This window comes from Nonomuraea sp. NPDC046570 (genome assembly GCF_040645915.1).
In the GTDB taxonomy this organism is placed as follows: Bacteria; Actinomycetota; Actinomycetes; order Streptosporangiales; family Streptosporangiaceae; genus Nonomuraea.
Window position 1 is genome coordinate 39,921 of the sequence record NZ_JBEYZF010000042.1, and the last position, 10,799, is coordinate 50,719.

Consider the following 10,799-nt stretch of genomic DNA (forward strand, 5'->3'; position numbering starts at 1 on the left):
ACGTGTCCTCGTTCTGTCCCCATGGGCCAGAATGAAGAACCGCCCCCGACCTGTCAGAGCGCTGTGGCGCAGATCGCCGGATCAGGCGCTCGGGATGGGCGAGCCGTCCGGCCGGTTCGACAGATTGCGACAAGTTCGATGAGACGGACCCGGTGCTCTGCGTCTCACTGAATCTGGCGCACCGCGGCCGCCGCCCTGCATCTGGCCGGGGACGGGCGGCAGATCGCCGACCTGGTCGCCGACGGCGGACGCCTGGCCTCCACCCTGGGCCTGAGCGCCGAAACGCTGCCCGGCCGCGACCTGCGCGTGGTGGCGGTGATGGTCAACCCCGAGGCGGCCACCCTGGCCCGGCTGGCCGCCGACGCCGCCTCGGGTGCGATCCGGGTCCCGATCACCGCCACCTACCCGATCGAGCAGGCGCCGCAGGCCTTCGCCGACTTCGGCGCGGGAGCCCTCGGCAAGCTCGCCATCACCATCAGCTGAACACCCGGAGCCGACACGAGGGCCGCGGCGCTGCGTAACTGGGTGCTCAACCTCAACCAGGTCCTTCACGGCACCGGCGTGTACGCCGCGCACGTGGCCATCAGCGCCTGGATCGGCTCCGGTCCGCCCGAGGCTGAGCCCTACGCCATCGCCCAGGCCTACTGGGACCTGCACCAAAGCCGCGACCGCGCCGAACTCGGGGTTGAGGAACAGCGGAACACCCGTTAGCGCCAGCTCATGGCAACTACGAGAAGAAAGATCGTTCTCACCGCCGTCCCGGTCTTCGCCCGTCCACCCCGAGCTCGCCGCTCCACCGGGGAACTGATCGCCTCCACCGAGATCACCGCAGGCTGGCACCACTCGGCCGGAGACGACCCACCCGAGTACGGCTATGGCGCCACCCTCACCGTCGCTGCCCGCGCCCGCCCGGTTTCCGGGTCCTTTCCGGTGTGGTTGACGTACGTGGGCAAGCCTGGGTTCAACTGCGGCGGCGACCAGCAGGGCGCCACGTTCGGTCAAGATCGTCGCCCCGGCGCCGGCGAGCGCCTGGCCGAGGAAGGGTGGCTCCGGTGAGCGGCCAGGACACCACCGACACCGCGGCCGCCGCACGAGCCTGGCTGGAGAAGGTTGCCGACCACTTGCAGGATGTCAGGCTACTGTCGGGCGCCGACGGCTTCGGCGGGGTGCTGCCTGAGCGCCAGTCTGGCAGGCACCTCGGTGGCGATCAGGGCGAGTCCCGTCGCCACCGCGACCACCACCAGGTAGGTGACGGGAGACACCGACGGTACGGCGGAGCCGGTCATGCCCAGGCTGAAGGCCGACAACGTCGCCAGCGCGATCGCCGAGCCGAACACCGTGGCGATCAGCGCCGCGGTCAGCGTCTCCAGTCGCAGCATGCGCAGCACCTGGCGCCTGGTGGTCCCCACCAGGCGGAGCAGGGCCAGCTCGCGCGATCGGTCCGAGGTCGACATGGCCAGCGTGTTGACCACGGCGATGGCGGCGAAGGCGATGATCAGGCCCATGGCCACGTAGTTCACCTCGGCGTTGCCCAGCTGGATCTCCGTGGCCCGGATCGCCTTGAACCCGTCGAGCTTGGCGCTCCGGCCCGCGACCAGGAGCGACGGCCTCGGGTCGTCCACGTGCCCGGCCACCAGGCCGTGGGCGAGGGTGATGTCGCCGAAGCCCAGGCCGCGCGCATAGACCGCGGCCACCGTCAGCTGGGCCGGAGTGCCGTCGCCGAGAGTGAGTCTGACAGTGTCGCCGGGCTTGATGCGCAGCCGGTCGGCGGTCGTGCGGCTCACGGCGAGGGAGTCTTCGCTCAAGTTCTTGATCGAGCCCGCGGTCACGCCCAGGTCCATGGTCTGGTCCAGGCCTTCCGGAGTCACGGCCTGCGCGCCGTACTTCGTCAGCCCGATCCGCACCGAGGTGCGCACCACCTCGGTCACCGCCCTCACGCCCGCCACCTTCCTGACCGACGCGGCCGAGCCACCGGGGATGACGTAGTCGGCCTTGGTGCCCGACTCGGCCTGGACCTGGGCGGCGTTCTGCATGGTGGTCTGGACGAACAGGATCGTGCAGGTCATCGCGATCATGAGCGCCAGAGGCACGATGACCGAGGCCAGGCGCTTGGCACTCGAGCCGAGGTTCTTGGCCGCCAGCCAGCCGCCCACCCGGGAGGTCCGCAGCGGCACGGCCAGGACCGCCGTGGCCGTCCTGGCCAGCAGCGGGCCGAGCACCGCCACGGCGATCACCCACAGCAACGCGGTGAACATGGTCACCGGGCTCGAGGCCGCCTCGGTGGTCAGGCCCGACAGGACCACGGTCAGCACCACGCCGCCGGCCACGATCAGCAGGCCGAGCACCAGCCGGCCCCAGGGCAGCCGCGCGCTCGGCAGAGCCGCGTCGCCCAGCGCCTCGACCGGGCGGATGCGCGTGGTACGGCGGGCCGAGACGCGAGCCGCGGCCCAGGCGGCGCCCACGGTCGCCAGAAGCGCCGCGAAGATCGGGAACGGGCTGACGACCAGGGCCAGATTCTCCGGCATCGCCCCCAGCGCCACGAACCTGGAGCGCAGCCAGAAGCCCAGCCCCAGCCCGGTGAGCGCGCCCAGCGCGCCTGCGCCCAGGCTGACCATCAGCGCCTCACCGCCGATCAGCTTGCGGATCTGCTTCGGCGTCGCCGCGACCGCCCGCAGCAGGGCGAGCTCGCGCTGGCGCTGCTGGATCGACAGCGCGAAGGTGCCGACCACCACCAGGATCGCCACCAGCAGCGAGGTGCCGCCCATCGCGCCACCCAAGCTGATCAACTTCACCCGCGACTTCTCCGCGTCGATGAACTCCACGGTGCCACGATCGTCTCCGGTGTAGGCCACCGCGCCCGGCGTGGCCGCGACCGCCACCCGCGGGAAGACGCCGATGGCGCTCACCAGCCCGTCGCGCCCGGCCAGCCTGCGCGCCTCGGCGGTGCTGAAGAAGATCGTGTCCTGGCTCGGCAGGGCCTGCTCGGTGACACCCACGACGGTGTAAGCACCGATTTTCGCTCCCACAGGGATGTCCGCACGGGCGTCCACGACCACCTCGTCGCGGCCTTCCGGCGCCGTGCCCGCCTTGATGGTGAAAGGGGTGAGGGGCGCTGACTCCCAACCGTGCGCGAGGAAGTTCTGGAAGGGAAAGGTCACCTCGGTGACCACCTTGTCCACGCCGGGCGCCTGCTTCAGCCGGCTGGCCACGGTGGCTGGAATCCAGCGGCGTTCAGCCAGCGGCTTGGCCTTGGACTTGGTCTCGCCGTCACCCTTGTCGATCGTCTCGCGGACGAACTGGTCACCGGCCACGATCACCGGGGCACCCGCGTACCGTTCGGGGGCCACGCGGCCCCGAAGCCCGGTCTCCAGCAGCATGCCGCAGGCCGCGACCAGCGCGGCCGCACAGAACAGGGCCACGAACGCCCCGGCGAAGGCGCCCTTGCGATGGCGCAACGACTTCAGTGCGAAAGAGAACATCAGACCCACGCCCCCAGGTGCGTCATGCGAACGGCCACCTTGTCGGCGGTCGGCGCGGCCATCGTGTCCACGATCCGGCCATCGGCCAGGAACAGGACGGTGTCGGCGTACGACGCGGCCACCGGGTCGTGCGTCACCATCACCACCGTCTGTCCCATCACGGACACCACGTCGCGCAGCAGGCCGAGCACCTCGCGCGCGGTCATCGTGTCCAGCGCGCCCGTCGGCTCGTCGCCGAAGACCACCTCGGGCCTGGTCACCAGCGCCCTGGCGATCGCCACCCGCTGCTGCTGCCCGCCCGACAACTGGGCCGGGTGGTGCGTGGTCCTGCCCTCCAGCCCGACCCGGTTCACCACCTCCGACAGCCAGGCCTGGTCAGGGCGGACCCCCGCCAGCCGCAGCGGCAGCGTGATGTTCTCCAGCACGGTCAGCGAGGAGACCAGGTTGAACATCTGAAACACGAATCCGACCCGCTGCCTGCGCAGCTCGGTGAGCTTGGTCTCGTTCATCCCGGCCAGCTCGGTGCCGCCCAGCCGTACGGAACCGGAGCTCGGCACGTCCAGCCCTGCCGCGCAGTGCAGGAACGTGCTCTTGCCCGACCCCGACGGGCCCATCACCGCGGTGAAGGTTCCGCGCGGGATCGCCACCGACACCTCCCGCAGGGCGGCCACCGCGCTCTGACCCTTCCCGTACACCTTGCTCACCGCGTCCATGCTCACTACATCTGTCATGCCCTCTACTCTGCTGAGCTGCGCTTTCTCCTTCCAGAGAGATCATCACGCGTTCGGTATGACATCTTCATGATTCGGACACTGGTAGATATTCCTTGTGATCAGAATCCTTATCGCCGAAGATCAGCACGTCATCCGCGGCGCCCTCGTCGCGCTCCTCGGCCTCGAGGACGACCTCGAGATCGTCGACTCCGTGGACTCCGGTGACGCCGCCGTGCCCTCCGCCCTGGCCCACCGCCCGGACGTGGCCGTCATGGACATCGACATGCCGGGCACCCTGGACGGGCTGGCCGCCGCAGCCGAGCTCCACGCGCGCCTGCCCGACTGCCGCATCCTGATGCTGACCGGGTACGGCAAGCCTGCCCACCTGCGCAGGGCGCTCGCCGCCCAGGTGAACGGCTTCCTCCTCAAGACCGCCCCGCCCGAGGAGCTCGTCGCCGCGATCCGCAACGTCGCCGCGGGGCAGCGCGTGCTCGACCCCTCCCTCGCCATCATCGCCTGGGACCTGGCCGACAACCCCCTGACCACGCGCGAGGCCGACGTGCTGCGCCTGACCGCCTCGGGCGCCGACGCCACCGACATCGCGGCCAAGCTCTTCCTGAGCGCGGGGACCGTCCGCAACTACCTGACGACGATCACCACCAAACTCAACGCCCGCAACCGCACCGACGCCGTCCGCATCGCCACCGAAGCCGGCTGGATCTAACGGCTGCCCACCGCAGCACCCTCGTACGGCGCCCAGGCCGTCAGCTCGAACCGCCCTTCCCCGTGCGAGGTGGCGAGCCGCCCGCCCAGGGTCTCGAGCCGGGTGGTCAGATTCCCCACCCCCGCCGAACCAGGACGCCCCTTCACCGAGGCCACCCCGTCATTGCGGACGCGCAGCCGTACCCCCTTCCCCTCCGTCACCGTCGCGATCGCGCAGTGCCGTGCGGAGCTGTGCCTGAGCACGTTGGTGACCGCCTCACGCAGCACCGCGCTCAGCACGGTCTCGGCGCCGGAGGCGAGCGCCTCGTGCCCGAGCGACAACGACACCTCGATCCCCGCGGCCGTCAGCACGGAGCGCGCGGACTCCGCCTCGGCGGCGAGCTCCAACTCCAGCTGCCCACCGGACACGGCGCGCAGATCAGCCTTGGCCCGCTCGGCCATCTCCAGAGCCTCGGCGAGCTCCACGCGCGCCCGCGGAGCGTCGAGCCGCCTGGCCAGCTCGCACTTCAGCAAGATTGCCGCCAGGCTGTGCCCGAGCAGGTCGTGCAGGTCGCGGGCGGCGCGCAGCCGCTCTTCGACGACCGCGGTCCTGGCCAGCTCCTCCTTGGCCTCCCGCAACTCCTTCACTACCTGGGCGAGCCTGCTCAGGCTGTAGATGACCAGCCCCGTCACCAGCGTGCTCACCGTGTAGTTGACCACGACGGGCGCCGGCAGCCCGAGCAGGAAGCCGATCACCGCCACGCTGGCCATCACCCCCGCCACCAGGTGCAGCCCCCATGTCCACGGGAAGGCGAGCAGCAGTGGCCCGGCCAGGAACCCGGCGATGCCCAGCCAGGCCTGGCCGAACAGCGCTGTCGGCGCGTACGTCAGCGCCGCCATTACCAGCAGTCCCACCGTGTGCCATCCCCTGACCGAGCGCAGCTGCACGAAGACGATCGCCGCCAGCAGGACGAGGCCGGGGATGAGGAGGCTGGAGGGGACCTGGAGCAGTGCCTTGGCGCTGAAGCCCACGAGGATCGCGGTCAGGAGGCTGATCGACAGAGCGTAGGCGTGGTCCTCGTCGTACAGGGTGTCGCTCTCTTCGGCCGGCTGCGGGAGCATGGCCTCGACGACGTGGTGGCCCTGGGGTGACAGGCTGGTGGTGAGGGTGCCGCCTGCCTCCGCGAGCCGGGCGGGCAGGTCGCCGAGGAGTTCGTCGCCGGCGTTGGGTACGCCGTCGTTCGTTACGCGGAGCCGTACCTGATGGGCGAGGACGCGGGTCTCGATGGCGCAGAAGGTGGCGCCGCCGTGCCGTACGACCTGGGTGACCGACTCCCGCAACACCGCCGCGAGCAGCGCCCCCGGGGGGCCGAGCGGTTCGGTGTGGCCGATCTGGACCTCGACGGGGATGCCGGTGGCGCTCAGCATCGCCCGAGCCGTGGTGATCTCGGGCGTCAGCGAGGTGGCGCGGTAGCCGGAGGCCGCAGCCCTGGCCTCGGCCAGGGCCCGGCGCGCGGTGCCGACAACCTCGGCGATGGACTCGCGGCTGGGATCCTCGGCCGACAGCCCCTGGGTGATCCCTGCCAGGCCCCGGCCAAGACCGTCGTTGAGCTGGGCGGCGATGCGCAGCCGTTCCTCCGACACTGCTGCGGCGGCCAGGGCGAGCCTGGTGGCCTGCACCTCGTCGACCTGCTCGACGAGCCGCGTCAGACCGTAGATGATCAGCGAGATGAGGATCATGGAGATCGTGGAGTCGAGCGATGCGCGATCGATGATCGCGGCGCTCACCGCGACGGGGATCGCCAGCGGCCACAGCCGTGTGAGCAGCAGCGAGCCGCCGAGGAAGCCGAGCAGGCCGACCGACATGTCCAGCCAGGCCGTGGCGGCGTAGGCGATCACGGCCTGGGCGGGAAGGAGACGAGCGGGACGGGAGAGGCGCAGCACGTACGGCAGCTGCATGGCGAACATCGGGCCCGTCAGCAGGATGCCGTAGGGGGCGGCTACCGCGTAGACGCTGGAGAACCCGGCGAGCACGGCGATGACGATCCAGCGTGCACGACGCGACACAACAACCCTCCAGAATCATGACGGATCGCTATATCACCACATGGGTGCGATTTTCCTCGCACCGGTGCCATGGTTTCCGTCAGAACCGCGCCGTCGTGTGTCATGGCCGAGTCATCAGCAGTTCCGGTCGCGCGCGGGCAGGTGGCCGGTGACGAGGAAGTCGGTGACGGTCCGGTCGCCGCAGGCGTTGCCGTTGGCGAGGTAGACGCCGTGACCGCCGGAGTCGACGGCGACCATGCGAGCCCGCTGCCCGAGCGCCTCGCGCATCTTCAGCGCCCCGCTGTAGGGCGTGGACGGATCGCGCAGATTCTGGATCAGCAGGACGTTGGCCGGGCCGCGCGAGCTGATCCGCGTGGCTCGCTCCGCAGGCTTGAACGGCCAGTACGCGCACGGCCCGAGGTTGACCGGCATGCCCGCGGTCAGCGGGTAGACGGCCCGGTTGCGCTTGACCTGCCGCTCGTGTCGGGCGATCGAGTTCGGCCATTCGATGTCATTGCACATCGTGGCACCGGCGTGCGCAGCGGTGTTCTGGAGAGCGGCCTCCTCCGGTGTGTTCGGAATGGGCAGCTCGGCACGGTTCAGAGCGGCTTGCATGAGCCCGGCCAGCATCGGGTAATTGGCCGTGGAGTAGAGCGCGTTGAGCAGGGTCTCCCTCAGAAGGTTGCCGGTCAACAGCTGCTCCGGCTTGGCGCCCGGCCACGCCAGCGGCTCGCGGTCCAGCCGGGCGGCGAGATCGAGGAAGGTCCGGCGCACAGCGGCCGCGTCGGCGCCGAGGCCGTAGTCGCTGTCGCGCGCAGCCGCCCAGGCTCCGAAGTCGGGGAAACTGTCCTCCACGCCGACGGCGTAGTTGGCCAGCCACTGGCGCGACACCTTGTGCGGATCGGGGTCGTCATTGCTGTCGAGGACCACTCGATCGGTGGTGCCGGGGAACATCGTGGCGTGGACGGCGCCCGCGTAGGTGCCGTACGAGACGCCCCAGTAGGAGATCTTGTCCTCGCCGAGCGCCGCGCGGATCCGGTCGATGTCCCTGGCGTGGTTGCGGGTGCTGATGTGCCGGATCAGCGGCCCGCCGTTTCGGGCGCAGGCCTCGGCGATCCGGCGCGACCACGCCGCGTTCTCGGCGATGCCGCCGTCTGCGTCGGGGTACGGCTTGAGCCGCGTGAGGGAGAGGTCGGCGGGCGCGAACCCACAGGAGACGGGCGAGCTCTTTCCCACGCCACGCGGGTCGAACCCGATGATGTCGTAACGGTCGAGCACCTCCTGGGGCAGCTTCTTGACCAGGGTGCTGGGCCGGTTCAACCCCGGGCTGCCGGGACCGCCCGGGATGATCAGCAACACGCCACGGCGGGACCCGGGGCGAGCCGTCTTGATCCTCGACACCGCCAGCGTGACCGACGGACCGCCAGGGGCGGCGTAGTCCATCGGCACCTCGATCGTCATGCACTCCTGCCGGGGATCGACGCCCTGGCCGGGCAGGCAGGCGCTCCACTGCGTGACGCCGGCGTGCGCCGGGGTCGCGAGCAGTGCGGTCGTCAGGGCAGCTGCGGACAAGAGGGCAACGGTTTTCATCAGGATCCTTTCGGTTCTGCGGATGTCCACGACTCTGCCGGGCCGTTGATCGTCGAACCAGAGACCTCGTCAGTGACCACCCGTGACCTCGTCATGAAAGCGACAAACACCCAGAATCCGCGCAGCATCCGTGATTCAGCGCATCCCGGTGTGCTCGGCGATCATCGCGGGATGTGCCAGCCTCGCGGCAGGCTCGAATCGTGACCTTCGCACCCCCGCGCGAGCTGGCCCCCGAAGTGTTCCTGCGGCTGGTCGCCGTGGGCGAGAGCGGTCATCTGTCCGTACGGCACGCGGACCTGGCCGAGTTGGCGGAAGGCCGCCCGCTGCCCGAGGTGGCCTCGGTCACCCGGATCCTGGAGGTGTTCGGCTACCTGCTGGGCCGCGACGACAAGGAGGTCTGGCTCAGCCATCCCGCCCTGCCGCACGCCCGCTGCGCCGCTGGACGCAGACAGATCGTCACCTCCGCGACATCGAACTCGGCCTGCGTCCAGCCCATCGTGTCGCGCTGTGGTGTCCGCTGCGGGCTCACAGCAGCTTGCCGTTCTCATCCAGGAACGCCGCCAGAGCGGCGTCGTCCAGGGCGGACCCAGTGACCAGGTCCCGGACGGCGGCGATGGCCTCGGCGCGATCGGCGGTGAAGCGGATCTGCTGCTTGTGCAGCCGCGCCAGCGCCCGCGAGGCGGCCATGCGGATCTCGGCCATGGGGTTGAAGACGTTCATGGACGCATCGGCCTCGGTTCCGTCACGGGCTGCTCGGGCCTGCGCGGCGAACGCCTCCCGCTCGCGGCGCTGGGCGTCGTCGTATTCGCTCTGCCGCTGACTGGTGACCTCGGCGGCCGCGGCGCGGTCGGCCGCATCAGCGGCGGCCTGGCGGGCGTCGAACTCCTCAAGAGCCTCCCGCGCCGCCGATCGGGTCGCCTCATCGGCCAGCAGAGCGGTCTTGACCGCCGTCGGGTGGGTCATGACATAGGTGATGGCCGACGGGCGGGTCCCGGACTTGGCCGCCTCCCGCTCTATCGCCTCCCGCCGCTCGGCCGAGATGGGCCTGGCATCCCAGCTGCGGTAGTAGCCGTTCTTGCCATAGAACGGATACTGCTCGGAGTCGGGAAGGTCGATCTCTGCGCCCGGCTGCAGGTCGGTGGCGTGCGGGACGACGCCGTCGGCGGCGAGGCGGCCGGGGCGCCGGTCTACTTCTGCAAGCCACGCAGCCCCTGGCAGCGAGGCAGCAACGAAAACACCAATCGGCTCTTGCGTCAATACCTGCCCAAGGGTGCGGATCTGCGCGCACCGACTCCGGAGGACCAGTGCTCCCGAAGCACATAGGTCGCATAGATCTCCGCACCCACGTCTCCATGCGCGGCAGCGCCGTAGGCCGCTGAGGCCGACTATCCGCCGCCCCGATTCACCGATGAGCGGGGGCTGAGCTTCCGCCGCCTGGCCGAGGTCAGCGGAGTGAACCGGCAAACCGTCAACGACGTGGCCGTCGGGCGCTGCTGGCCCGACGTGGCCACCATCGCCCAAGTGGAGGCCGGGCTGGGCATCCGGGTGTGGCCGGACCCGCCCGCCAGGGCGACGGGAGGCTGACTCGGGACGAGGTCGCTGTGACCCTGGTAAGGGCATCGTCGGTCCTTCCCGCCTCGCCCGGCCTGTGGCAGGGCAGGCGGGCGAAATCCGGGCTTGACGTCTCCCCAAGAGTCTCCATCCGGGTTACTCTCGGGAATGTGAGAGCCACTGTCGGTTAATTCTGCTGGTCGCTCACGCAACTTCGGGTGCCGCCGAGCTGAACCCTCGGCGGCACCCTGTTTCAGGGCAACAGAGCCACTCTCACCGGCTATCGGTCAACTCATCTCCCTTCGGCGCGTGCCCGTTGATCCCGGCGGCGATCGTGTAGAGCCCGTCTTCCTGCCGCTGGAGCCACCCGTCGCTCACCAGGCGCCGCAACCGGGATCGCTTCCCTTCCGTCTGGGAGCGGGTATCCGGCTTGCCCATCGCCTGCACGATCTCCCGGGGGCGCAGCGGCCGGTTGGAGGTGGCCATCGTCGACTGACAAGACCTCGGCCAGGGACTCCCCATCACCGACCTCGAGCCCAGATACACGAAGACCACCCCGAATCCAGCGAACGACGCCGACCAAGGCGAGGGTGAAACCCCTACGTGTCCTCTGCAGGGCCTCGGAGCAATCGTCAATACCTGTGGATCAGAATCTTTTCAGGCAGCTGCTGGCTGCCCCTCGATGGCCGGGGCTTCCTCGGGCCGCTCGATGAGCTTG

The 10,799-nt window shown here is 70.1% G+C and carries 12 protein-coding genes; 6 read left to right on the top strand and 6 right to left on the bottom strand.

What is annotated here, in order from left to right; genetic code table 11:
• The first annotated feature begins 201 nt into the window (after positions 1 to 201).
• Genes ABZ911_RS37680 through ABZ911_RS37690 form a run of 3 tightly spaced genes read left to right on the top strand, consistent with a single transcriptional unit; the run spans position 202 to position 1,056 of the window.
• The gene (locus tag ABZ911_RS37680) at positions 202 to 483 is read left to right on the top strand and encodes a zinc-binding dehydrogenase (protein ID WP_358067575.1); all 282 of its coding nucleotides are present in this window, start codon (positions 202 to 204) and stop codon (positions 481 to 483) included.
• Between the two features lie 42 nt (positions 484 to 525).
• The gene (locus ABZ911_RS37685; RefSeq protein WP_358067536.1) at positions 526 to 711 is read left to right on the top strand and encodes a hypothetical protein; all 186 of its coding nucleotides are present in this window, start codon (positions 526 to 528) and stop codon (positions 709 to 711) included.
• A gap of 9 nt (positions 712 to 720) precedes the next feature.
• Positions 721 to 1,056, top strand: coding sequence for a hypothetical protein (locus ABZ911_RS37690; protein ID WP_358067539.1), 336 nt, complete (start codon positions 721 to 723; stop codon positions 1,054 to 1,056).
• A gap of 80 nt (positions 1,057 to 1,136) precedes the next feature.
• Here ABZ911_RS37690 and ABZ911_RS37695 read toward each other — a convergent pair whose 3' ends face one another.
• Together ABZ911_RS37695 and ABZ911_RS37700 are read right to left on the bottom strand one after the other, a co-directional pair.
• On the bottom strand, positions 1,137 to 3,479 hold the full coding sequence (locus ABZ911_RS37695; protein ID WP_358067542.1) for an FtsX-like permease family protein: 2,343 nt from the start codon (positions 3,477 to 3,479) through the stop codon (positions 1,137 to 1,139).
• The gene (locus tag ABZ911_RS37700; protein ID WP_358067545.1) at positions 3,479 to 4,210 is read right to left on the bottom strand and encodes an ABC transporter ATP-binding protein; all 732 of its coding nucleotides are present in this window, start codon (positions 4,208 to 4,210) and stop codon (positions 3,479 to 3,481) included. Before ABZ911_RS37700 ends, ABZ911_RS37695 begins: the two co-directional genes overlap by 1 nt.
• 97 nt (positions 4,211 to 4,307) lie before the next feature.
• On the opposite strand from ABZ911_RS37700, the gene ABZ911_RS37705 reads away from it, so the two are divergent.
• Positions 4,308 to 4,916 carry a response regulator transcription factor gene (locus ABZ911_RS37705; RefSeq protein ID WP_358067548.1) on the top strand — a complete coding sequence of 203 codons (609 nt, stop codon included), beginning with the start codon at positions 4,308 to 4,310 and terminating at the stop codon, positions 4,914 to 4,916.
• Here ABZ911_RS37705 and ABZ911_RS37710 read toward each other — a convergent pair.
• Both ABZ911_RS37710 and ABZ911_RS37715 read right to left on the bottom strand, forming a co-directional pair.
• On the bottom strand, positions 4,913 to 6,961 hold the full coding sequence (locus tag ABZ911_RS37710) for a histidine kinase (protein WP_358067551.1): 2,049 nt from the start codon (positions 6,959 to 6,961) through the stop codon (positions 4,913 to 4,915). The two genes, ABZ911_RS37705 and ABZ911_RS37710, sit on opposite strands and share 4 nt — an antisense overlap.
• Positions 6,962 to 7,075: 114 nt before the next feature.
• Positions 7,076 to 8,512 (bottom strand): alpha/beta hydrolase, encoded by a 1,437-nt coding sequence (locus ABZ911_RS37715; RefSeq protein ID WP_358067554.1) that lies wholly within the window; start codon positions 8,510 to 8,512, stop codon positions 7,076 to 7,078.
• A 218-nt stretch (positions 8,513 to 8,730) separates the two neighbouring features.
• Here ABZ911_RS37715 and ABZ911_RS37720 point away from each other — a divergent pair, with 218 nt between their 5' ends.
• Complete coding sequence (locus tag ABZ911_RS37720) at positions 8,731 to 9,123, top strand: hypothetical protein (RefSeq protein WP_358067557.1); 393 nt, start codon at positions 8,731 to 8,733, stop codon at positions 9,121 to 9,123.
• Here ABZ911_RS37720 and ABZ911_RS37725 read toward each other — a convergent pair.
• The gene (locus ABZ911_RS37725; protein WP_358067578.1) at positions 9,056 to 9,787 is read right to left on the bottom strand and encodes a hypothetical protein; all 732 of its coding nucleotides are present in this window, start codon (positions 9,785 to 9,787) and stop codon (positions 9,056 to 9,058) included. The two genes, ABZ911_RS37720 and ABZ911_RS37725, sit on opposite strands and share 68 nt — an antisense overlap.
• Positions 9,788 to 9,982: 195 nt before the next feature.
• Here ABZ911_RS37725 and ABZ911_RS37730 point away from each other — a divergent pair, with 195 nt between their 5' ends.
• Positions 9,983 to 10,114: a hypothetical protein gene (locus tag ABZ911_RS37730; protein WP_358067560.1), complete on the top strand. Its 132-nt coding sequence runs from the start codon at positions 9,983 to 9,985 to the stop codon at positions 10,112 to 10,114.
• A 240-nt stretch (positions 10,115 to 10,354) separates the two neighbouring features.
• Here the strand turns inward: ABZ911_RS37730 and ABZ911_RS37735 are convergent, their stop codons facing one another.
• Positions 10,355 to 10,567 carry a type IV toxin-antitoxin system AbiEi family antitoxin domain-containing protein gene (locus ABZ911_RS37735; protein WP_358067563.1) on the bottom strand — a complete coding sequence of 71 codons (213 nt, stop codon included), beginning with the start codon at positions 10,565 to 10,567 and terminating at the stop codon, positions 10,355 to 10,357.
• Positions 10,568 to 10,799 lie beyond the last annotated feature (232 nt).

What these genes read in the sequence shown, in the direction of transcription:
- ABZ911_RS37690 (WP_358067539.1), top strand. Translation starts at nt 721, where the DNA reads ATGGCAACTACGAGAAGAAAGATCGTTCTCACCGCCGTCCCGGTCTTC.
- ABZ911_RS37695 (WP_358067542.1), bottom strand. Translation starts at nt 3,479, where the DNA reads ATGTTCTCTTTCGCACTGAAGTCGTTGCGCCATCGCAAGGGCGCCTTC.
- ABZ911_RS37700 (WP_358067545.1), bottom strand. Translation starts at nt 4,210, where the DNA reads ATGACAGATGTAGTGAGCATGGACGCGGTGAGCAAGGTGTACGGGAAG.
- ABZ911_RS37735 (WP_358067563.1), bottom strand. Translation starts at nt 10,567, where the DNA reads ATGGCCACCTCCAACCGGCCGCTGCGCCCCCGGGAGATCGTGCAGGCG.